Genomic DNA, 23346 nt, shown 5'->3' with positions numbered 1-23346 from the left:
TTGGCTTAGCGGGCGGGGGGCAGGGCGATGACACGGCCGATGTAGGCCGGGGTCGCCAGATCGGACTGGCTGTCGAGCAGGGCTTTGAGCTGGCCCAGGGTCTGTTCGGTGAACGGTGCAGAACGTGGTCCCGCCAGATCGACGTGCAGCAGCATCTGTTCGTTGCCGGCCAGCTCTTTGTCGCCGCCCGCCAGGTGCAGGCTGTGATAGAGATGCAGGCGCTTGGCGTCGTGGCCGATGATGTGCGTATGCACCTCGACCTCGGCGCCGAGCTTCACTTCATGCAAGTAATTGAGGTGCAGTTCGAGGGTGAACAACGAGTGGCCGCTGGCTTCGCGGCTCTGGCTGTCGAGGCCGAGGCGGTCCATCAGCGCGTCGGTGGCGTAGCTGAAGATCAGCAGATAGAAGGCATCGCGCAGGTGGCCGTTGTAGTCGACCCATTCGGGGAGTATTCGGGTTTGGTAGGTGGTGAGGGTGGGCATGTTGGACTCCACGGATCGTCGCTGATGTACACAATTGTGGCGAGGGAGCTTGCTCCCGCTGGACTGCGAAGCAGTCCCAAACCGGCGAATGCGGTGAATCAGTCAGATGACATTCGCCGGTTTGCGACCGCTGCGCGGCCGAGCGGGAGCAAGCTCCCTCGCCACAGGAATGGTGTTATTCGCTAAAAGACATTCCGTGCCTGGCCTTGGTCGTCTTCACCGCCTCCAGCACCGCCATCAGGCAATCATCACGATAGCGTTCCAACGCCGAAATGCTGTGCTGCCCCAATTGCTCGCTCGTCCCGTCCACCACGTCGTCGATCAGTTTTTCGGTCAGATCCGGTGCCGGCAGGTAGGTCCAGGGCAGTTGCAGCGCCGGGCCGAACTGAGCCATGAAGTGCCGCATCCCGGCATCGCCGCCGGCCAGGGTGTAGGTCAGGAACGTGCCCATGAACGACCAGCGCAAACCGGCGCCAAAACGGATGGCATCGTCGATTTCCCCGGTGGTGGCGACACCGTCGTTGACCAGGTGCAGCGCCTCGCGCCAGAGCGCTTCGAGGAGCCGGTCCGCAATGAAACCAGGCACTTCCTTGCGCACGTGCAGCGGTCGCATGCCGAGGGATTCGTAGACCTGCATCGCTGCTTGAACGGCTTCGGGTGCGGTGTTCTTGCCGCCGACCACCTCCACCAGCGGCAACAGGTAGACCGGGTTGAACGGGTGCCCGACCACGCAGCGCTCCGGATGGGTCGAGCTTTCATAGAATTCGCTCGGCAGCAGCCCCGAGGTGCTCGAGCCGATCAACGCGTTCGGCTTGGCGGCGGCGCTGATCTGGCTGTGCAGCTGGAGCTTGAGTTCCAGGCGCTCGGGGGCGCTTTCCTGGATGAAGTCGGCGTCGCGCACGCATTCTCCGATGGTGGCGACAAAGCGCAGCCGATCCTGCGAAGCGCCAGGGGCCAGGCCTTGTTTTTCAAGGGCGCCCCAGGCGTTGGCGACGCGTTTGCGCAAGGCTGCCTCGGCACCGGGCGCCGGGTCCCAGGCGACCACGTCCAGGCCATGGGCCAGGGCGCGGCTGACCCAGCCGCTGCCAATCACGCCGCTGCCCAGGGCGGCGAATGTCTTGATGTCAGTGATGAAGCGCATGGTGATTTCCTGAACAGATTTGGTAAATGAAAGGCCTGGTCCTGCCTAGCCGCGCTGGACCAGGCCCATTTTCTTGCGACCTTCCGCCGGCGTAAGCACCCGGGCCCCAAGGCGGCTGAGGATCTCGCCCGCGCGCTCCACCAGTTGGCCGTTGGTGGCGAGTACGCCTTTGTCCAGCCAGAGGTTGTCTTCCAGCCCGACCCGCACATTGCCCCCCAGCAGCACCGCCTGGGCCGCCATCGGCATTTGCATGCGACCGATGCCGAAGCCGGCCCACACCGCGTCTGCCGGCAGGTTGTCGACCATGGCTTTCATGGTGGTGGTGTCGGCCGGGGCGCCCCATGGAATGCCGAGGCAGAGTTGGAACAGGGGGTTGTCCAGCAGGCCTTCCTTGATCAGTTGTTTGGCGAACCACAGGTGGCCGGTGTCGAAGATCTCCAGCTCGGCCTTCACACCGAGCTCGGTGATGCGCTTGGCGCCGGCCCGCAGCTGGGCAGGGGTGGAGACGTAAATGGTGTCGCCGTCGCCGAAGTTCAGGGTGCCGCAATCCAGGGTGCAGATTTCCGGCAGCAGCTCTTCGACGTGGGCCAGGCGGGTCAATGGGCCCACCAGGTCGGTGTTGGGACCGAACTCCATCGGCCGTTCGCCTGCACCGATCTCCAGGTCGCCGCCCATGCCGGCGGTGAGGTTGACGATGATGTCGACGTCCGCCTCACGGATGCGCTCCATCACTTCGCGGTACAGCGCCACGTCGCGGCTGAACTTGCCTGTTTGCGGATCGCGCACGTGGCAATGGACCACCGTGGCCCCGGCTTTCGCCGCCTCGACGGCAGCGGCGGCGATCTGTTTCGGGGTGACCGGCACGTGGGGGCTCTTGGCGGTCGTGTCGCCAGCACCGGTGAGTGCGCAGGTGATGATGACGTCGTGGTTCATGGTGCGGATTCCTTCAGGCGTGGTGAGTCACCGCGCAGTTAGTGGCCTGTGTGGCTAATTCGAGCACTCAACTTCGGCGCCAGAACTTGCCAGACTGCGTTGCCATTCCTCGCCGTAGCGGGCTACGACTCGTCATGGCGCCTTGCCTGGCAAGTCCTGACACTCGAATTTGAGTGCTCGAATTAACCGTACAGGCCACAAGCCCTGCGCAGAGGGATAACGTTCAGTCAGTTACTGGTGAGCTTCAGGTTGTCGGCGGCGGGCTTGCCGTCGAAGGTGGTCACGCCTTCGAGCCAGCGCTGCTTGTCCTGCGGATGGTCCTTGAGCCACTGCCGCGCCGATTCGAGCGGATCCTTGTGATCGAGCAACGGCTGCATCATCCGGCTCTCGTCTTCGGCGCTGAAGGTCAGGTTGCTCAGCAGGCGGCTGACGTTCGGGCACTGCTCGGCGTAGTTCGGCGCGGTGACGGTCCACACGGTGGCCATGCCTTCATCCGGGCCTAGGGCGTCTTGGCTGCCGGTGAGGTAGGTCATCTGTACGTTGACGTTCATCGGATGCGGCGCCCAGCCGAAGAACACCACGGCTTCCTTGCGCCGTACGGCACGGTCCACGGCGGCGAGCATGCCGGCCTCGCTGGACTCCACCAGCTGAAATTTGCCCAGGCCGAACTGGTTCTTGGCGATCATTGCCTTGATCTGGGTGTTGGCGCCGGAGCCGGGTTCGATGCCGTAGATCTTGCCGCCCAGTTCTTTTTCGAATTTGGCGATGTCGGCGAAGGTCTTCAGGCCCTTGTCGGCCAGGTAAGTCGGCACGGCCAGGGTGGCGCGGGCATCCTTGAGGCTGGGCTGCTCCAGCACCTTGACCTGCTTGGCCTCGACGAACGGCGTGATGGTCTGGGTCATCAGCGGGTTCCAGTAGCCCAGGAACATGTCCAGGCGCTGGTCGCGGATGCCGGCGAAGATGATTTGCTGGGAGGCGCTGGTCTGCTTGGTCTTGTAGCCGAGGCCATCAAGCATCACTTGGGTCAGGGCGCTGGTGGCGATGACGTCCGTCCAGTTGACCACGCCCAGGCGCACGTTCTGGCATGCGGCGGGCTCGGCTGCCAGAGTGGCCGAACTGAGGAAAGCGGTACCGCTGAGTGCAAGAACGCAGGAGCTGATCAGTCTTTTCATGTCGGGTTCCTCGGCAGCTTGTTGTTATGGGTTCCGGCGTCTGCGCGCCGGTGATGCCAAAGTACGCAGCCGGGGCTTGCCCAAAACGCACAGCGGCGACGTGCTCTTGCACTGCAGCGACCTACTGACTTGAACGCCGCTTGCAACTGGCGTATCAAGGTCCGCACGCCACCCGCCAACCGAGTGCGCTCCATGTCCCAGGATTTCTACTTCTTGTTGCTGCCGGGTTTCTCGGCCATCGGTTTCATCTCGGCCATCGAGCCGCTGCGGGTCGCCAATCGCTTTCGCGGCGAGCTGTACCGCTGGCATGTGTTGAGCGCCGATGGCGGGGCGGTGCTGGCGAGCAATGGCATGTCGGTCAACGCCGACGCCGCGCTGGAACCCCTGAAAAAAGGCGCGACGCTCTGGATCGTGGCGGGCTTCGAGCCGTTGAAGTTCGTCAGCCCGGTGTTGGAGCGCTGGCTACACCGGCTGGACAACGATGGTGTCATCCTCGGTGGCATCGATACCGGCAGCGTGGTACTCGCAGAGGCGGGATTGTTGGAAGGGCATCGCGTCACGCTGCACTGGGAAGCGATCGAGGCGTTCAAGGAATCCTATCCGCAGCTCAGCGTGACCCAAGAACTCTTCGAAATCGACCGCCGACGCATCACCTGTGCGGGCGGCACCGCGTCCATTGATCTGATGCTGGACCTGATCGGCCAGGCCCACGGTTCGGAACTGGCGATCCAGGTCAGCGAACAATTCGTGCTGGGTCGCATCCGCCCCCGCAAAGACCACCAGCGCATGGAAATCGCCAACCGCTACGGCATTCGCAACAAGAAGCTGGCGCACGTCATCGGCGAGATGGAAGCCCACAGCGAACCGCCCCTGAGCACCTTGGCCCTGGCCGAATCGATCAGCGTCACCCGTCGCCAGCTCGAAAGGCTGTTCCGCCTGCACCTGAACGACACACCCAGCAACTTCTACCTGCGCCTGCGCCTGGAAAAGGCCCGGCAGTTGCTGCGCCAGACCGACATGAGCGTGCTGGAAGTGAGCATTGCCTGCGGCTTTGAGTCACCGTCGTACTTCACCCGCAGCTATCGGGCACGGTTCGAGCGCTGCCCGCGGGAGGATCGGCGACGGCAGGGGGATGGGCGGGAGCTGGTTTGACAGGCTTTTATACTCAATTATGCTCGCGACTATAAATTATACCTGCCGCCATAATTGAGTATAAAACCAGGTCCAAGCACCCCGGTTTTGTCTTCCGGCGCCCCGATCTGGCCCGCAATATTGTCGATGGGCTGGCCGGCGCCGGGATCCAGGATTACACCTCAGGCCTGTTCCTGGCCGCGCCAAGGCGTACCGGAAAAAGTACATTCCTGCGCGAAGACTTGATTACCGAATGCGAGACGCGAGGTTGGCTCGCGGTCTACGTCGACCTTTGGGCCAATAAGGGGACCCTGCCGACCTGATCGCCTCGGCCATCGCCGGGGCACTGGTGCCTTATGAAAAGGGCCTTCACCCAAGCCTATACCGCTCATTTGAACGGACACCTGGCCCAGACCAACCAGTTCAATGCCGATGATCTCGACCAGGCTTTTGAGCTGGTGGGGCGCCGTCCCGAGATGTTGCGCAGCGTCATCGGCGAAATCGCCCTGGAACTGGGTGAGGCGAGCCATTTGGGGGAGTTGCTGCGCAACAGCGCCGAAATGCTGCGCGCCGGCGTCTGGACCGAATTCGAGAGCGCCTGGGACGCCCTGACGGTGCCGCAGCGCGCCGTGTTGCAGGTCATGGCCGAGCGCTCGCAGAACAACGAGCCCTTCGCGCCCTTCACCGATTCAACATTGGAGGCGGTGAGCAAGGCACTGAAGAGCATGGGAAGCGAAGTCGTGCCCGGTACCCAGACCATCCAATCGTGTATCGATGCGTTGCGTGAAAAAGAATTGGTGTGGAAATCCAATCGCGGTGGTTATGCGCTCGAGGACAAGGCGTTTGCGGAGTGGTTGAAGGGGTATCGCCAGCAACAGAACGGATACTAACCGGACGAGCCGTCGAGCAAAGAACCTGTGGCGAGGGGATTTATCCCCGTTGGGTCGCGAAGCGGCCCCGAAACCTGGCGACTCGGTGTGTCAGATAAATTTAATAGCTGCTATAGGGGCTGCTGCGCAGCCCAACGGGGATAAATCCCCTCGCCACAGGTACGGTGTTCGGCTGGTATAGGTTTATCTCTTCATCAGCGCCGAGCAGGCTGCTTTATAGGCCTCATGCTGATATTTATTCAGCGTCGCCGGCAGGGCGAAGTCATGTTTTTTACTCTGTGCGTTGATGGTCTGCGGCGACAGCAGCGTCACCTCGCAACCTTCCAGCAACTGGAAAACCCCTTCGATCTTGAATGTGGTCGGGCCGCCGGCGAACTCGCCTTTCTTGCTGCGTTTCTTGATGGCGATGCGTTCGATGCCGTTTTCCGTCACGAACGTCCGCACCTGGGCGGCGAAGGCTTTGACGTTGGCGGCTTCGTCGTCATCGTCCAGGGCGATTTTCTTGGTGTTCAGTGCAACGTGGCTCAACGTTTGCTGGTCCAGCGAGGCAACGGCGATGATCGCTTCGCTGCCTTTGATTTCGATGCCGCACGTTTTCATGTGAATTCCTTTGCTGGATGGAGGCGCGCAGCTCTTATAGCTCCAACTGTTCAGCATGGATGCCAAAGGCCGCAGCGATTTTTTCGCGGGTGGTTCGGCGAGGCTTGGAGACGGATTCTTGCTGGGCAAACGCCGGCTGAGAAATCCCCAGGCGCCTGGCGACGTCATCCTGAGTCAGGTTCAAATGCTCGCGCCAGGCGCGTATTGGCGTAGCACCGTCGACGATACGGCTGACGACCTCATGCGGGATTAGATCGGGCTCCAGCTTTTGCGCAACGTACTGCGCATACGGAATGACCACGAATGCCGGATTTCCGTCTGCGTCGTTGATGATCTGAATATCAGTAGGTTCGTTCATCGCGTTTCTTGACCTCTTGAATGCTGACGACCTTGATCGCCCCGTCCCAATCGAACATGACTCGATAGCTACCTACCCGCAGGCGGTACGCATAGCCATGGCCAACAAGTGCTTTGACGTTCACCACGTCAGGCATCTGGGCGAGCGTGGTAACGGCGTCCCGAACCTGAACCTGATGGACGGAGTGCAATTTCAAAAGCTGCTTAACGGCTTTTCTGGTCCAGTGAATAGTGTTCATGGAAGGATATAAGTCTTTTATAAGATTTGCGAATCCTGACTTATATCCCGTCCAGAGCCAACGCGTGAAAGATGTCTGAATATTGCCCTCACTCCTGCCCAATCGACTCCAGAAACTCCGACCGATCATCGCTCACCTGGGCCATGCAGTCGTTTTCGGCGATCTTGTAGGCTTCGCTGCCGGGTTTGGCCGGGAAGGCGGCGATGGCGCAATCGGCTTCGCGCTGTTTTTGCCAGAGTTGCTGGGCGGCCTTGATCTTGGCGGTGATGTCGTTGAGCTGGGCCTTGTCGCTGGCGTAGCGGGTTTGCAGGCGCTCATTGAGGCTTTGCAGGTTTTCGCTGAGTAGTTGTTCGGCAGCGGCTTTGCCGTAGGCGGAACAGGCGAGGGTCTGGACGTCGTTTTCAACTTCGTCGCAGGGGTTGGGCTCGGTGTCTTCGGTCGCGTGGGCGACGGTGCTGATCAATGCCAGGGCGAGGAAAATCGATTTCATCGGGTTGTCGCTCAAATCCAGTGAAAGCCAGGGGTGCCGGGGATTCTGGCGCAAGCGCCGGGTAAATAACAGATGGTCGGAGGACGCGCGTCGTAGCCCATTGTCGTGGATTGACGCTTTCGGCAATTCCCCTGTCGTTTTTGCACCCGGTCGCCACGGCCCTCCGGCATATGCTGGCCCCAAAGCGCCGGCACACGATTCGGCGCATGAATCGCCAACAAGGGGACTGCCTGATGAGCCCAGCCGAATTGCACGCCGACAGCATCGTTATCGACGGGCTGATCATTGCCAAGTGGAACCGCGACCTGTTCGAAGACATGCGCAAGGGCGGCCTGACCGCAGCCAACTGCACCGTGTCGGTGTGGGAAGGTTTCCAGGCCACCATCAACAACATCGTTGCCAGCCAGACACTGATCCGCGAGAACAGCGACCTGGTGATCCCGGTGAAAACCACCGCCGACATCCGTCGCGCCAAGGAGCAGGGCAAGACCGGCATCATCTTCGGCTTCCAGAACGCCCATGCCTTCGAAGACCAGCTCGGCTACGTCGAGATCTTCAAGCAGCTCGGCGTGGGTGTGGTGCAGATGTGCTACAACACCCAGAACCTGGTCGGCACAGGTTGCTATGAGCGCGACGGCGGCCTGTCGGGCTTCGGTCGTGAAATCGTCGCCGAGATGAACCGCGTCGGCATCATGTGCGACCTGTCCCACGTCGGTTCCAAGACCTCCGAAGAAGTCATCCTCGAATCGAAAAAACCGGTCTGCTACTCCCACTGCCTGCCGTCCGGCCTGAAAGAACACCCACGCAACAAATCCGATGAAGAACTGAAGTTCATTGCCGACCACGGCGGTTTCGTCGGCGTGACCATGTTCGCTCCGTTCCTGGCCAAGGGCATCGATTCGACCATCGATGACTACGCCGAAGCCATCGAATACACCATGAACATCGTCGGCGAAGACGCCATCGGCATCGGCACCGACTTCACCCAGGGCCACGGCCAGGATTTCTTCGAAATGCTGACCCACGACAAGGGCTACGCCCGTCGTCTGACCAGCTTCGGCAAGATCATCAACCCCCTGGGCATCCGCACCGTGGGCGAGTTCCCGAACCTCACCGAGACGCTGCTCAAGCGCGGTCACCCGGAGCGGGTGGTGCGCAAGATCATGGGCGAGAACTGGGTGAACATTCTCAAAGATGTCTGGGGCGAATAAACGCCGTCGCGTCACTGAATCCTTTACCTGCGGCCACTCGCGCCGCAGGCACATCACGAATTTCCGGAGTCAAGTTTTCATGGCCAAGATCGCCCCGCAACTGCCTATCGAAGTCGACAGCGAAACCGGTGTCTGGACGTCCGACGCCCTGCCGATGCTGTACGTGCCGCGTCACTTCTTCGTCAACAACCACATGGGCATCGAAGAAGTACTGGGTGCCGACGCCTACGCCGAGATTCTCTACAAGGCCGGCTACAAATCCGCCTGGCACTGGTGTGAAAAAGAAGCCGAGTGCCACGGCCTGGAAGGCGTCGCGGTGTTCGAGCACTACATGAAGCGCCTGTCGCAACGCGGCTGGGGCCTGTTCAAGATCCAGGACATCGACCTGGACAAAGGCACCGCCAGCGTCAAGCTCGAGCATTCGGCGTTCGTCTATGTGTACGGCAAGGTCGGGCGCAAGGTCGACTACATGTTCACCGGCTGGTTCGCCGGCGCCATGGACCAGATCCTCGCCGCGCGCGGCAGTTCGATCCGCACCGTGGCCGAGCAGGTCTACGGCGGTTCCGAAGAAGGCCACGACGACGGCCTGTTCATCGTCAAGCCGTTGTAAGTCGAGGATCGCGCCATGGCTTTTGAAGCAATGTTCCAGCCGATCCAGATCGGCAAGCTGACCATCCGCAACCGCGTGCTCAGCACCGCGCACGCCGAGGTCTACGCCACCGACGGCGGCATGACCACCGACCGGTACGTGAAGTATTACGAAGAGAAGGCCAAGGGCGGCATCGGCCTGGCCATCTGCGGCGGTTCATCGGTGGTCGCCATCGACAGCCCGCAGGAATGGTGGAGCTCGGTGAACCTGTCCACCGACCGCATCATCCCGCATTTCCAGAACCTGGCCGACGCCATGCACAAGCATGGCGCCAAGATCATGATCCAGATTACCCACATGGGCCGTCGCTCGCGCTGGGACGGCTTCAACTGGCCGACCCTGATGTCTCCGTCCGGCGTGCGTGAGCCGGTGCACCGTGCCACCTGCAAGACCATCGAGCCGGAAGAGATCTGGCGGGTGATCGGCAACTATGCCCAGGCGGCGCGGCGTGCCAAGGCTGGCGGCCTGGACGGCGTCGAGCTGTCCGCCGTGCACCAGCACATGATCGACCAGTTCTGGAGCCCGCGGGTCAACAAGCGGACCGACGAATGGGGTGGCAGCTTTGAGGGCCGCATGAAGTTCGGCCTGGAAGTGTTGAAGGCCGTGCGCGCCGAAGTGGGCGATGATTTCTGCGTGGGCATGCGCCTGTGCGGCGACGAGTTCCACCCGGACGGCTTGTCCCACGAGGACATGAAGCAGATCGCCAAGTACTACGACGACACCGGCATGCTCGATTTCATCGGCGTCGTGGGTTCGGGTTGCGACACCCACAACACCCTGGCCAACGTCATCCCGAACATGAGTTATCCACCGGAGCCGTTCCTGCACCTGGCGGCCGGTATCAAGGAAGTGGTCAAGGTCCCGGTGTTGCACGCGCAGAACATCAAGGACCCGAACCAGGCCACGCGGATCCTGGAGGGCGGCTACGTCGACATGGTCGGCATGACCCGTGCCCACATCGCCGACCCGCACCTGATCGCCAAGATCAAGATGGGCCAGATCGACCAGATCAAGCAGTGCGTCGGCGCCAACTACTGCATCGACCGCCAGTACCAAGGCCTGGACGTGCTGTGCATCCAGAACGCCGCGACATCCCGTGAATACATGGGCGTGCCGCACATCATCGAGAAGTCCACCGGGCCCAAGCGCAAGGTAGTCGTCGTTGGTGCCGGCCCGGCCGGGATGGAAGCAGCACGCGTTGCCGCCGAACGTGGCCACGACGTGACCCTGTTCGAGAAGAAGGAATTCATTGGCGGGCAGATCACCACTGCCTCTAAAGCCCCGCAACGGGACCAGATCGCCGGTATCACCCGTTGGTTCCAGCTGGAACTTGCGCGATTGAAAGTCGACCTGCGCCTGGGTGTGGCGGCTGACGCGGCGACCATCATGGACCTGCGTCCGGACGTCGTGGTGCTGGCCGTCGGCGGACATCCGAACCTGGAGCAGAACGAACACTGGGGCGCCGCCGAAGGGTTGGTGGTCAGCAGTTGGGACGTGCTCGACGGCAAGGTCGCGCCAGGCAAGAACGTGTTGGTCTACGACACCATTTGCGAGTTCACCGGCATGTCGGTGGCCGACTTCCTCGCCGATAAGGGTAGCCAGGTCGAGATTGTCACCGACGACATCAAGCCGGGCGTGGCCATTGGCGGGACGTCGTTCCCCACCTACTACCGCAGCATGTACCCCAAGGAAGTGATCATGACCGGGGACATGATGCTGGAGAAGGTCTACCGCGAAGGCGACAAGCTGGTGGCGGTGCTGGAGAACGAGTACACCGGCGCCAAGGAAGAACGCGTAGTCGATCAGGTGGTGGTGGAGAACGGCGTGCGGCCAGACGAAGAAATCTACTACGCGCTCAAGGAGGGTTCGCGCAACAAGGGCCAGATCGACGTCGAAGCCCTGTTCGCGATCAAGCCCCAGCCGTGCCTGGAACAGAGCGGCGATGGCTACCTGCTGTTCCGCATCGGCGACTGCGTGGCCCAGCGTAATACCCACGCGGCCATCTACGACGCCCTGCGGTTGTGCAAGGATTTCTAACGGCTTGCACATGATCCTGTGGGAGCGAGCTTGCTCGCGATAGCGGTGGGTCAGTCAATTCAAATGGGACTGACAAAATGCAATCGCGAGCAAGCTCGCTCCCACAGGCACCGAGTAAGGCATCTCGACCTGCAAGACCCTGAGGTCTTTGGGAGCAACACCTATGTTGAACACCCTTCTTCCAATCCTGCTGTTTGCAGCCCTGGGCCTCGCGGTCCTTGGCGCCCTGCGGCGGGTGAACATGTGGCGCCGGGGACGACCGGCCAAGGTCGACCTGATCGGTGGCCTCTTTGCCATGCCCAAGCGCTACATGGTGGATTTGCACCACGTGGTGGCGCGGGACAAATACATTGCCAACACCCACGTCGCCACGGCGGGTGGTGCGGTGGCGTCGATTGTGTTGGCGATCCTGGTGCACGGTTTTGGCCTGCACAACCGCATCCTCGGCTATGCCCTGCTGCTGATGTCGGCGGTGATGTTCGTGGGCGCGATCTTCATGTACCTGCGGCGGCGCAACCCGCCAGCGCGTTTGTCGAAAGGCCCGTGGATGCGCTTGCCGAAAAGCCTGCTGGCCTTCTCGGCGTCGTTTTTCCTGGTGACCTTGCCGGTGGCGGGCATCCTTCCGGAAAACTTCGGTGGTTGGCTGGTGGCGGCGATCCTGGGTGTCGGCGTGTTGTGGGGTGTGTCGGAATTGTTTTTCGGCATGACCTGGGGCGGGCCGATGAAACACGCCTTCGCCGGTGCCCTGCACCTGGCCTGGCACCGCCGCCCCGAGCGGTTCTCTAGAAAAGATGGGCGCGGCGGCCGCTCCACGGGCTTGAAGCCGCTGGACCTGACCGACCCCGCCGCACCGCTGGGCGTGGAAAAACCCAAGGACTTCACCTGGAACCAACTGCTCGGTTTCGACGCCTGCGTGCAGTGCGGCAAGTGCGAAGCGGCCTGCCCGGCGTTCGCCGCCGGCCAGCCGCTGAACCCGAAAAAACTCATCCAGGACATGGTCGTCGGCCTGGCCGGCGGCACCGATACGAAATTTGCCGGCAGTCCGTATCCAGGCAAACCTGTAGGTGAGCACGGCGGCAATCCACACCAGCCGATCGTCAACGGCCTGGTGGACGCCGAGACCTTGTGGTCCTGCACCACCTGCCGGGCCTGCGTCGAGGAGTGTCCGATGATGATCGAGCACGTCGACGCCATCGTCGACATGCGCCGCCACCTGACGCTGGAAAAAGGCGCGACGCCGAACAAGGGCGCCGAGGTGCTGGAAAACCTCATCGCCACCGACAACCCTGGCGGCTTCGCCCCGGGCGGGCGGATGAACTGGGCGGCGGACCTGAACCTCAATCTGCTCAGCGAGAAGAAATCCACCGACGTACTGTTCTGGGTCGGCGACGGTGCCTTCGACATGCGCAACCAGCGCACCCTGCGCGCCTTCGTCAAAGTGCTCAAGGCAGCGAAGATCGACTTCGCCGTGCTCGGCCTCGAAGAACGCGACAGTGGCGACGTGGCCCGGCGCCTGGGTGACGAAGCGACGTTCCAGCTGTTGGCCAAACGCAACATCCAGACCCTGGCCAAATACAGCTTCAACCGCATCGTCACCTGCGACCCCCACAGTTTCCACGTACTGAAGAATGAATACGGCGCCTTCGACGGCAACTACCTGGTGCAGCACCACAGCACCTACCTGGCGGAAATCATCGACGCGGGCGCGCTGAACCTCGGCCAGCACAAGGGCGACAGCGTGACCTACCACGACCCGTGCTACCTGGGCCGCTACAACGGCGAATACGAGGCGCCGCGCCAAGTGCTGCGTGCGCTGGGCATCGAGGTCAAGGAAATGCAGCGTTCCGGTTTCCGTTCGCGTTGCTGCGGCGGTGGTGGCGGCGCGCCGATCACTGACATCCCGGGCAAGCAGCGCATCCCCGACATGCGCATGGAAGACATTCGCGAAACCGGTGCCGAGCTGGTGGCCGTGGGTTGTCCACAGTGCACGGCGATGCTCGAAGGCGTGGTCGAACCACGGCCGATGATCAAGGACATTGCCGAGCTGGTCGCCGACGCCCTGCTGGAAGACGCGGCGCCGAGCAAGCCCGTGGCCCCAGCCAAACGTGAACCTGCGGAGGTGCATTAATGAGCGACATCATCCGCCGCGACCCTCGTGCCGAGTGGATCGCCCGCAACCGCCTGCACCCGCTGCACGCGGCCATGCAACCGGTACAGCACAGCTGGATGGGGCCCAACGGCGTCATCCGCAAGAACGTCCATGGCGTCGGTTTCATCGGTCCCAATGGGATCAAACGGATTGATCGCAGCGGTGCCCAGCAAGGTGGGGCGAGCAAACGCACCGCGGCCGTTGAAGTGCAACTGCCGCTGCATCAAGTGCCGCTGCCGGCGTTCCACATTTGCGTCGTTCCGGACATGGTCGGTGGCCGCCTCAGCAGCCACGACCGCGATCTGCTGGGCTTGGCCCATCAGCTGGCCGGCAGCGACGGCGCGGTGCTGGCGGTGGTATTTGGCGAGCATAAGGAGAGCACCTTCGCCACGGCGGGCGTCGACCGCTTGCTGGTACTCGATGGCGAGGAATTCAGCGGTTATGCACCGGAGCAACGGGTGCAAGGCCTGCGGGCTGTGGATAACCAGTTCAACCCACGCCATTGGCTGCTGCCTGACAGTCGCAGCGGCGGTGGTGAATTGGGCCGGCGTTTGGCCGCAGCCCTGGGCGAACGCCCGGCCACGCGAGTCTGGCAGGTCAAGGGCGAGGAGTGTATAGGCCGCGCCGGTGCGGGGCTGCAAGACTTGGCTCGACCATTGGCGCGGTTGATCCTGGCCGCGGCCGAATGCGCCGAGCCGGTCAGCGAAACCCGTCACGAAGCCCTGCCTGTGGAGTTATCCACAAGTGTGGCCCGCAGCTTGTCGCGCATCGAAGACCTCGGCGCGGTGGCGGTGGACCCAGGCGCGATACCGATGGCCGAGGCCGAATTCATTTTCTCCGGCGGCAATGGGGTCAAGGACTGGGCGCTGTTCCATCAGACGGCCGCAGCCCTGGGCGCCACCGAAGGCGCTTCGCGGGTGGCGGTGGACGATGGCTTCATGGCCCGCGATCGCCAGGTCGGTGCATCCGGCACCTGGGTCACGGCGCGGGTCTATGTGGCCGTGGGCATTTCCGGGGCGATCCAGCACCTGCAAGGCATCGGCGCCTGCGACAAGGTGGTGGCGATCAACCTCGATCCAGGCTGCGACATGATCAAGCGTGCGGACCTGTCGGTGATCGGTGACAGCGCGGCGATTCTCCAGGCCTTGATCGCGGCGGTAGAGGCTTACCGCAACGAAGCCAGGCGCGATGCGGCTTAAGCTAAGGAAACGTTCATGAGTACCCAAGTGATCAGCCTCGTCTCCATCGGCGCCCACCCGACCTCCGGCCGGCCACGGCGTGCCGAGCAAGACGCTCGCGCCGTGGAGCTGGGCCTGCAGCTGGCCGGCAATGACCTGCAAGTGCTGCACGCCGGTGACGTGGCCGAACCGGCCCTGCGCGCCTACCTGGGCATGGGGCTCGATGAGCTGCATGTGTTGGAGAACCCGAACGGGGCCGACGCGCTGCCGGCGCTGACTGACTATCTGCGGGATGCCGGCGCCCAAGTGGTGCTCACCGGCAGCCAGGCGGAAACCGGCGAGGGCTCGGGCATGTTGCCGTTCCTGTTGGCCGAGAACCTGGGGTGGCCGTTGGTGGTGGGGTTGGCCCAGGTCGAATCCATCGAAAACGGCGCGGCCCTGGTGCTGCAAGCCTTACCTCGCGGCCAGCGGCGACGGCTCAAGGTGCGCCTGCCGTTTCTCGCCACTGTGGATAACGCTGCGCCCAAGCCTCGGCAAAGCGCCTACGGCCCGGCGCGGCGTGGGGCGTTGCACGCTGAAGAAGTCGAGATCATCGACGATGCCTTGCTGGCGCTGGCGACTCTGCAACCGGCCAAGCCACGGCCCAAGCGCTTGAAAGTGATCAAGGCCAAGAGCGGCGCCGACCGCATGAAAGCCGCCACGGCCAAGGCCAGCGGCGGAGGCGGGCAAGTGCTCAAGGGCTTGAGCCCGGAGGCGGGGGCCGAGGCGATACTGAAATTGCTAGTAGAGGAAGGGGTGGTTCGCTGAACCCGGACTCACCTTGAATCCTGTGGGAGCGAGCTTGCTCGCGATAGCGGTGGGTCAGTGGAGTTGATATGGCTGGCAGAATGCAATCGCGAGCAAGCTCGTTCCCACAGGGATTGGCGGTGCGCCTGTATGTTGTGCTAACCCATTGAGCGTTACTCACAATCCCTGTGCGCGCCTCTGTGGATAACCTGTTCGCCCCTCGCTACGCCCCATGCCAATCGGGCCCTCCAGCCCTTCGATTAAAAAACAGCCAGTCTAACCATCGGTTTTTATTGCCTTTTCTCTGTGAATAAACCCCCGGTGCGAGGAAAACTTGCCCCCAATCTCTGTTGGCGCTTCTGTGGATAAGATGTTCGCTCTCCGCTGCAAGCCAAGCGCTACGGTGCCTGCAAGGTATTGGTTAAATAATAGCCAAATTCGCCCTGCCAACTTGAAAACGTCCGGAAAACACCGATTTGGAAGGCGTTCGATAGGTTTTCCACAGAACCGTCAAATTTACCCCCAAACACTGTTGGCGCTTCTGTGGATAAGGTGTTCGCTCTGCTCTGTAGCCCTTTATATTCAGGCTTCTCCGCGCTCTGATCAAAAAACAGTCAATCCGTCAGGAAACCGTTGTCGACGGGTAAGCCACGGATTTTATTCACATCGACGCGCAAAAAATTTCTGACGCGAGCCTGGTTGTCCCCATTTGCTGTGGGTGTCCATGTGGATAACTTGTTCGCGGAACTCTGTAAGCCACGGCGGGCTTAGCGCCAAACGCGATAGATCAAATTTCATACAGTTCTAAGGAACCGCCTTGACGGACAGGTGTCGCCTGTCTTCACTCAGGGCACAAGGACAGCGCGACTTTATCCATATCTGGTTCAGGGAGAACGCACGATGGATAGCAAGGCCCCCATTCCAATATCCCATTCAGCCCCGACGTGTAACCCGACGCGGTCCACCGCGCTGCCTCGACGTATCCATCGTCGCTCGGCCAATCAGCGTGCACGCCTATAACGCCTGAGTGTTTCCCCAGTCACCGTTGACTGCCGCTTCAACCCGTACGGGATAGTGGCCAGGCGTTCGTGCGCCTGTGAATTTACAAGCAACCGCAGAGTTGCCCCTTCTGCCTGAGAGGACTTGAACATGACACGGATCTCGACCCCCATCAGTGAAATCAAAGAGCACTACGACGTTGTTGTCATCGGTTCCGGCTACGGCGGCGGCATTGCCGCGTCACGCTTGTCCCGGGCCGGGCGCAAGGTTTGCCTGCTGGAGCGGGGCCGGGAGATCCAGCCTGGCGAGTATCCCAACACGTTGCTCGCCGCCACCGAGGAACTGCAGGTGCATGACCCGGAGGGCCACATCGGTTCGCGCACCGGGTTGTTCGACCTGCACGTCAACGCCCAGCAGAACGTGGTGGTCGGGTGTGGCCTGGGCGGCACATCGCTGATCAATGCCAACGTCGCGTTGGAAGCCGAACCCGGGGTCTTCGAGGACCCGCGTTGGCCGCTGGCGATGCGCGAGCACAGCGACACGCTGCTCAAGGACGGCTATGCGCGGGCCCGGGAGATGCTCAAGCCCAATCCCTATCCGGCATCCTCACCGAACCTGCCCAAGCTCGACGCTCACAAGAAATCAGCGGATTACCTCAAGCAGGGTGCGCATTTCTACAAGCCGCCGATCAACGTGACCTTCGACAAGTTGCCCAACAACCTCAACCACGTCGGCGTCGAACAACTGCCATGCAATGGCTGTGGTGATTGCGTTTCGGGCTGTAACAACAAGGCCAAGAACACCACGCTGATGAACTACTTGCCGGATGCCTGGAACCACGGCGCCGAGATTTTCTGCCAGGCCGAAGTGCGGCACCTGGAGCGCGAGGGCGACGGCTGGATTGTGCATTTTCAATACCTGGACAGCGGCCGCGAGATGTTTTCGGCGCCGACGCTTTTTGTCCGCGCCGACATCGTGGTGGTGTCCGCCGGCACCTTGGGTTCCACCGAAATCATGCTGCGCTCGCGGGACAAGGGCTTGTCGATGTCCGCCCAGTTGGGCGAAAACATGAGCGGCAACGGTGACATCCTCGGCTTCGGCCACAATTGCGACCAGGTCATCAACGGCATCGGCTTTGGCGCCCATTCGGCCAAGGAACTCGAGCCGGTGGGGCCGTGCATCACGTCGGTGATCGACATGCGCACCGAGGGCGACTGGCGCAGCCGGATGGTGATCGAGGAAGGCTCGATCCCCGGTGCCCTTGGCCGGGCTATGGTGCCGAGCATGGCGGCGTTCGCCGAGATGATCGGCGTGCCCACCGACACCGGTTTCGGTGCCAGTCTCAGGTACAAGGGCCGCGAGGCCGAGAGTTTCCTGCGCGGCCCGTATTACGGCGCGCTGCACAACATGCAGACCTACCTGATCATGAGCCATGACAACGGCAAGGGCCGCATGGTCCTCGACAACAAGGATCAGCTACGCATCGACTGGCCCGGTGTCGGCGAACAGGAGAACGTCACCCTCGGCAACGAACGGCTGCACCTGAGCACCAAGGCCCTGGGCGGGATCTGGGTGGAGAACCCGATCTGGACCAAGCTGCTCAAGCACAGCATCGTCTCGGTCCATCCGCTGGGCGGTTGCGTGATGGGCGAGGACGCGGTCCAGGGCGTGGTCAACCACAAGGGCCAAGTGTTCAGCGGCGCCAGTGGCACCGACGTCTACCCGGGGCTGTATGTGACGGACGGCTCGGTGATCCCGACGTCCCTGGCTGTCAACCCGTTGCTGACCATTTCGGCGGTGAGTGAACGCAACATGGGGTTGCTGGCGGCTGATCGCGGCTGGCTGATCGATTACACGCTGCCGTCGGCTCCGCGCAAACCGGTGGCGACGCCGACCCTCGGCGTGCAGTTCACCGAAACCATGAAGGGTTATTTCTCCACGGCGTTCACCGAGCCCCAAGGCACCGACCTCAACCTTTACGAAGCGGCGGCCAAGCGCGGCGAGGCCGACAACTCGCCGATCGAATTCACCCTGACCATCACCGCCGCCGACCTCGATCGCCTGATCAAGGAACCGGCGCATGCCGCGACGCTGGTGGGCACCCTCGATGCGCCGCTGCTGTCGCCCAAGCCGCTGGTTGCCAGCAATGGGGTGTTCAATCTGTTCGAGCAGTATCAGGAACAGGTCGGCGTGCGCCATATGAACTACGACATGAAGCTGACCGCCGAAGACGGCAGCGACTATTTCTTCAGCGCCTTCAAGACCGTGCCCGAGGACAACGGCGTGCTGAACATCTGGCACGACACCAGCACGCTCTACGTCACGCTCTATCGCGGGCCGGATAAGACCGGCACAGTGATCGGCTCCGGGGTGATGCATATCTTGCCGGCCGATTTTGCCAAGCAGATGACCACGATGAAGGTGCTCAACGCCCGGAATGAGCGCGAGCGGGTGGAGGCGCTGGCACGGTTCGGCAAGTTCTTCGCCGGGATCCTGTGGGAGAGCTACGGCGGTGTCTTCGCCGGCGACGTCTACTTCAACCCGGACGCGCCGCCCCGCTTGAAGCGGCCACTGGACGCACCGGCCCCGGTGGTGCATTTCTTCCAGACCGAGGACAACGTCGAGTTGCGCCTGACCCGCTACCAGGCCGGCAGCAAAGGTCCGGTGATGCTGGTCCATGGCCTGGGCGTGGGTTCGAATATCTTTTCCACCGACACCATCCACACCAACCTGCTGGAGTATTTGTGCAAGCACGAATACGACGTCTGGCTGCTGGACCTGCGCGTCAGCATCCTGTTGCCGGCCAGCAAGCATGAATGGAACGGCGACCAGGTGGCCCAGTACGATTTCAAGGCCGCCATCGAGCAGATCCAGCAGGCAACGCTGGCCCGTGACGTGCAATGCGTGGTGCATTGCTACGGTGCGACGACCTTCTTCATGTCGATGCTTGCGGGATTGCAGGGCGTGCGCTCGGTGGTCTGCTCGCAGATCGCCGCCGACACGGTGGTCGCCACCGCCACGGGACTTAAGGCCGGTTTGCACCTGCCGGGGATGCTCGATGCCATCGGCATCAAATCCATGACCGCCTACGCCGACACCAAGGAAAGCTGGTTCAACAAGCTCTACGACAAGGCCCTCAACGGCTATGCCCGGATCGAGGCCCAAGGTTATTGCACCAACCCGGTCTGCCATCGCATCACGTTCATGTATGCGTCGCTGTACCGCCACGACACCCTCAACGAAACCCTGCACGACAACCTGCATGAATTGTTCGGCGAGTCGAACATCCAGACCTTCGAGCACCTGGCGCTGATCGTGCGCAAGGGACACTTGGTCGACTTCAAGGGCAACGACGTCTACATGCCGCATTTCGATCGGTTGAAGTTGCCGATCTGCTTCATCAGCGGCGCCGACAACCAGTGCTACCTGCCGCAAAGCACCCTCAAGACCTACGAGCGGCTGTGCGACATGCATGGCCCGCAACTGTTCAGCCGTCATGAAATACCGGGGTACGGCCACATCGACTGCATGTTCGGCAAGGATGCGGTGGTGGATGTGTATCCGATCATTCTTGAGCACCTGGAGAAGACGGCGTTGGGCTAGCTGACTGCCCTCCGTGGCGAGGGAGCTTGCTCCCGCTCGGCTGCGAAGCAGTCGTCGCTTTTGAAGTCTTGGGGGCCGCTACGCGGCCCAGCGGGAGCAAGCTCCCTCGCCACATGGGTTGTGGTGAGTCAGGAATAAGGAAAAGGATGCCATGAACACTTACATCCGCTGGTTCCAACGCGTCATCTGGATCGGTATCGTCATGAACATGGTCTTCGCGATCCCGGCGCTGCTTGCGCCGGCGTTGCTGACGTCCATGCTCGGCCTGCCGCCCGTGCTGTCCGATCCCTGGCTGGAGAACGCCGGCATGTTGCTGGTGGGGATCAGCCTGTTCTATATGCCCTCGGGCTTCAACGCGCCGCGTTTCGTGGTGCATTCGTGGTTGTGCGTGCTGTCGCGGCTGGTGGCGGTGGTGTTCTGGATCTACCTGATCAACACCAACAACCAGGGTTCGCTGTTCGTGCCGATGTTGATGGGCGACCTGACCATGTTCCTGGTCCTGGGCGGGCTGCTGTACCTCGGCAGCCCGGTGGCCAATCGTCCGCTGGCCTTGCTCTGCGCCGGCTGGCGGGAATGGCGCGCCGGCTGGGCGCTGCGCTGGCAGAGCCACGGGTTCAAGGTCGGCACGTTGGTGGTGGTCTTGCTGTTGGGTTTCATCGGCTACCAGACCTGGTACCAGATGATCCGGGAAGTGCCGCAAGCGGACTTCGCTTCTGACGAAGACCATTACAAATACGCCGCCATCGGCCTGGGCATCGAGGCGCGAATTCCGTATTACCTGTTCGCCGTGCTGCCGCAGATGTGTCCGGAAAAACTGCCCAGGCCGGGGGGCTACGAGGTGTTCGGTTTTCTCTATGAGAACGGCAACGACTTGCCCATCGGCATGGCCAAGCGGCAGCTCGGCTACCCGACCGTGGAGCCGAACTGCGCCCTGTGCCACACCGGCTCCTACCGGGCCAATGCCTCTGACGTCGCGGTGCCCGTCGCCGCCGCGCCGGCCAATACCCTGCAACTGCAAGCCTTCCAGTGGTTCGCGTACGAATGCGCCAGCGATCCGAAATTCACTCCCGACGCGGTCATGGCTGCGATCAACGGCAAGTTCCAGCTCGGCTTTTTCGAAAAGCTCTACAACCGCTACCTGATCATCCCGATGGCCAAGAGCGCATTGCTCAAGCAGAAGCAGGCCTACGCCTGGCAGAAGCTGCGTCCGGCCCAAGGGCCAGGACGGACCGACACTTTCAACCCGACCAAGATGGTGGTGTTCGGCTTCCCGGATGATTCCACCATCGGCACCGTGGACCTGCCGCAGGTGTGGAACCAGAAACCTCGCGAGTCCATGTACCTGCATTGGGATGGCAATAACAACAAGATCCACGAACGCAACTACGCGGCGGCCATGGCCGTAGGCGCGACGCCGGAATCGGTGCTGCCACCGAGTTTCAACCGGGTGACCAACTGGCTGCTGGGGCACAAGGCGCCGGCCTGGCCGTTCGCCCTGGACCAGGGGAAAGTGGCCCAGGGCAAACCGATCTGGGAAAAAAACTGCGCCGGCTGCCACGACTTCGGCCGCAGCGACACCGGGCAGGTCACCACCAACATTGACCAGTTGGGCACCGATCCCCATCGCCTGAACTCCTTTACTACTGGCTTGGTGACGGCGTTCCACGGCTTCAAGAAACCGCCGTTCGACTTTGGCGCCTACCGCAAGACCCAGAGCTACAGCAACACGCCCACCGACGGCATCTGGTTGCGCGCGCCGTACCTGCACAACGGCTCGGTGCCGACCCTGTGGGATCTGCTGCAACCGCCGGAACAACGTCCGCAGGTGTTCTACACCGGCTCCGACATCTACGACCCGCAGAAGGTTGGCTTCGTCACCAGCGGCGCGCAGATGAAGGCGTCGGCGGATTTCAAATACGACACCCGCCTGGAAGGCAATCACAACGGCGGTCACCTGTATGGCACGCAACTGTCGGACGTCGACAAGCGCGCCCTGATCGAATTCATGAAGACCCTGTAGCCCGGGGCTTAGCGAAGGAGCGTCAACATGTCATTACTGCACCATTGGGAACATGAGTTCGACAAGGTCAAGGTCCGCCTGCATGGGTTGGTGACGCGGCTGGAAATGTCCTGGAAAAAACTCGTCAACGACCTGGAGCCCGAGGAGTTCCAGGCCATCGCCAAGCTGCTGCAACGAGGCCACGACCAGGCCCGTCATGTGATCGATCACGGTGATCTGCCGGACGACGAACCGGCGGTGCCCTGGGAACTGGCCCACGGGCTGTCGATCCTGAAGATCGGCAACGCCACGCCTCTGCCGCAAAAAGAAGAGGAATTGCCGACCCGCGTGCTCAAGGACGGCACGTTACTGGGCTGCCGCAAATGGGAATTGCTGGACCTGCTGTGGAGCGAGGCGCTGCTCAAGTGGATCGAAAACCTGCGCCACCATGCGCCGTTCGCCACGAACCCGGCGCTGGTGAAAATGGACAACGACGTGGTGCTGGCCATCGCCGGCGACTGGGGCACCGGGCCGTTCGATAGCCATGCGCCCGCTGTGGCCGTCGCCAACCAGATGCAACTGGCCCAGGCCGATTTCACCATCCACCTGGGCGATGTCTACTACGCCGGCACGCATTCCCAGGAGGACGTCGACATGGCCGGCTGGCCGCAGGGCAAGCACGGCTCGTTTACCCTCAATTCCAACCATGAGATGTACAGCGGCGCCCATGGCTACTTCAAGGAGCTGGCGGCGCGTTTTCCGGTGCAACAGGGCACCAGCTATTTCGCCTTGTACAACGATGACTGGTTGGTGGTCGGCCTCGACAGCGCGTACGCCTCGGACGCGATGAACCTGTACATGGACGGCACCCTCAACACCCAACAGATCGAATGGATGAAAACCCTGCCCAAGCGCAAGAAACTCATGGTCCTCAGCCATCATCAGGGCTTCGACATATCCGGGCATCACAAGACAGCGCTTTATCAACCGGTGTGCGATGCCCTGGGGCGTGAGCCTGATTATTGGTATTGGGGACATTTGCACAATGGCATCTGCTATGCGCCGCAAGGCGGTTTGCACGCGCGCTGCGCCGGGCATGGGGCGATTCCCTATGGCACCACCAGCGAGTTGAACGGACATGCCCGGGTGCTGTGGTCGGAAACCCGGTTGGCGGGCGACGAGGCGTATCCGGAGCGGGTGTTGAATGGGTATGTGAAGGTGCAGTTGAGGGGGGAGGAAATTGTCGAGACGTTTTATGGGGAGGATGGCAGTGTGCGGTGGTCTTCCCGGTAGTCGGTGA

The 23346-nt window shown here is 62.0% G+C and carries 18 protein-coding genes and 1 pseudogene; 11 read left to right on the top strand and 8 right to left on the bottom strand.

Translation table 11 applies throughout. From position 1 onward, the window contains the following. Window positions 1-5: 5 nt before the first annotated feature. From J3P79_RS24845 to J3P79_RS24830, 4 genes are all read right to left on the bottom strand, one after another. Window positions 6-482, bottom strand: coding sequence for a thioesterase family protein (locus J3P79_RS24845; protein WP_434606404.1), 477 nt, complete (start codon window positions 480-482; stop codon window positions 6-8). A gap of 175 nt (window positions 483-657) precedes the next feature. Next, the gene (locus tag J3P79_RS24840; protein WP_434606402.1) at window positions 658-1623 is read right to left on the bottom strand and encodes an L-carnitine dehydrogenase; all 966 of its coding nucleotides are present in this window, start codon (window positions 1621-1623) and stop codon (window positions 658-660) included. 45 nt (window positions 1624-1668) lie between these two features. Next, window positions 1669-2556 carry a 3-keto-5-aminohexanoate cleavage protein gene (locus tag J3P79_RS24835; RefSeq protein WP_045157164.1) on the bottom strand — a complete coding sequence of 296 codons (888 nt, stop codon included), beginning with the start codon at window positions 2554-2556 and terminating at the stop codon, window positions 1669-1671. Between the two features lie 227 nt (window positions 2557-2783). Further along, a complete protein-coding gene (locus J3P79_RS24830; RefSeq protein WP_434606400.1) occupies window positions 2784-3728 on the bottom strand; it encodes a choline ABC transporter substrate-binding protein in 945 nt (314 codons plus the stop codon). Window positions 3729-3920: 192 nt separating this feature from the next. On the opposite strand from J3P79_RS24830, the gene J3P79_RS24825 reads away from it, so the two are divergent. Then, the gene (locus J3P79_RS24825; protein ID WP_434606398.1) at window positions 3921-4880 is read left to right on the top strand and encodes a GlxA family transcriptional regulator; all 960 of its coding nucleotides are present in this window, start codon (window positions 3921-3923) and stop codon (window positions 4878-4880) included. 53 nt (window positions 4881-4933) lie between these two features. Then, a pseudogene (locus tag J3P79_RS24820) lies at window positions 4934-5749 on the top strand (hypothetical protein). 183 nt (window positions 5750-5932) lie between these two features. On the opposite strand, the gene J3P79_RS24815 reads toward J3P79_RS24820, so the two are convergent. The 4 genes from J3P79_RS24815 to J3P79_RS24800 all read right to left on the bottom strand — a co-directional run bounded on the left by J3P79_RS24815 (window position 5933) and on the right by J3P79_RS24800 (window position 7435). Beyond that, on the bottom strand, window positions 5933-6349 hold the full coding sequence (locus J3P79_RS24815; RefSeq protein WP_434606396.1) for a DUF3010 family protein: 417 nt from the start codon (window positions 6347-6349) through the stop codon (window positions 5933-5935). A 34-nt stretch (window positions 6350-6383) separates the two neighbouring features. Then, window positions 6384-6707, bottom strand: coding sequence for a helix-turn-helix domain-containing protein (locus J3P79_RS24810; RefSeq protein ID WP_434606394.1), 324 nt, complete (start codon window positions 6705-6707; stop codon window positions 6384-6386). Beyond that, window positions 6691-6945: a type II toxin-antitoxin system RelE family toxin gene (locus J3P79_RS24805; protein WP_030139305.1), complete on the bottom strand. Its 255-nt coding sequence runs from the start codon at window positions 6943-6945 to the stop codon at window positions 6691-6693. Before J3P79_RS24805 ends, J3P79_RS24810 begins: the two co-directional genes overlap by 17 nt. 88 nt (window positions 6946-7033) lie before the next feature. Then, a complete protein-coding gene (locus tag J3P79_RS24800; RefSeq protein WP_434606392.1) occupies window positions 7034-7435 on the bottom strand; it encodes a lysozyme inhibitor LprI family protein in 402 nt (133 codons plus the stop codon). A 233-nt stretch (window positions 7436-7668) separates the two neighbouring features. On the opposite strand from J3P79_RS24800, the gene J3P79_RS24795 reads away from it, so the two are divergent. The 9 genes from J3P79_RS24795 to J3P79_RS24755 all read left to right on the top strand — a co-directional run bounded on the left by J3P79_RS24795 (window position 7669) and on the right by J3P79_RS24755 (window position 23339). Then, window positions 7669-8646, top strand: a complete 978-nt coding sequence (locus J3P79_RS24795) for a dipeptidase (RefSeq protein WP_434606389.1) — start codon at window positions 7669-7671, stop codon at window positions 8644-8646. A gap of 79 nt (window positions 8647-8725) precedes the next feature. After that, window positions 8726-9256 (top strand): DUF5943 domain-containing protein, encoded by a 531-nt coding sequence (locus tag J3P79_RS24790; protein ID WP_030139308.1) that lies wholly within the window; start codon window positions 8726-8728, stop codon window positions 9254-9256. Between the two features lie 15 nt (window positions 9257-9271). Beyond that, window positions 9272-11332 carry a dimethylglycine demethylation protein DgcA gene (gene dgcA / locus J3P79_RS24785; protein WP_045157161.1) on the top strand — a complete coding sequence of 687 codons (2061 nt, stop codon included), beginning with the start codon at window positions 9272-9274 and terminating at the stop codon, window positions 11330-11332. Between the two features lie 163 nt (window positions 11333-11495). Next, a complete protein-coding gene (gene dgcB, locus J3P79_RS24780) occupies window positions 11496-13460 on the top strand; it encodes a dimethylglycine demethylation protein DgcB (protein WP_434606384.1) in 1965 nt (654 codons plus the stop codon). Then, on the top strand, window positions 13460-14680 hold the full coding sequence (locus J3P79_RS24775; protein ID WP_434606380.1) for an electron transfer flavoprotein subunit alpha/FixB family protein: 1221 nt from the start codon (window positions 13460-13462) through the stop codon (window positions 14678-14680). Before dgcB ends, J3P79_RS24775 begins: the two co-directional genes overlap by 1 nt. A gap of 15 nt (window positions 14681-14695) precedes the next feature. Further along, window positions 14696-15466, top strand: a complete 771-nt coding sequence (locus tag J3P79_RS24770) for an electron transfer flavoprotein subunit beta (protein ID WP_434606377.1) — start codon at window positions 14696-14698, stop codon at window positions 15464-15466. 1128 nt (window positions 15467-16594) lie between these two features. After that, window positions 16595-20047, top strand: a complete 3453-nt coding sequence (locus tag J3P79_RS24765; RefSeq protein WP_434606375.1) for a GMC oxidoreductase — start codon at window positions 16595-16597, stop codon at window positions 20045-20047. Window positions 20048-20198: 151 nt separating this feature from the next. Continuing rightward, window positions 20199-22067, top strand: coding sequence for a hypothetical protein (locus tag J3P79_RS24760; protein ID WP_434606372.1), 1869 nt, complete (start codon window positions 20199-20201; stop codon window positions 22065-22067). 27 nt (window positions 22068-22094) lie between these two features. After that, window positions 22095-23339: a metallophosphoesterase gene (locus J3P79_RS24755; protein WP_434606369.1), complete on the top strand. Its 1245-nt coding sequence runs from the start codon at window positions 22095-22097 to the stop codon at window positions 23337-23339. The last annotated feature ends 7 nt before the right edge of the window (window positions 23340-23346 follow it).

Origin of the sequence: Pseudomonas sp. R1-7, from assembly GCF_051132105.1 — a bacterium.
In the GTDB taxonomy this organism is placed as follows: domain Bacteria; phylum Pseudomonadota; class Gammaproteobacteria; order Pseudomonadales; family Pseudomonadaceae; genus Aquipseudomonas.
Note: the sequence above shows the minus strand (reverse complement) of the source record. Positions and strands in the feature narration are given on the sequence as shown.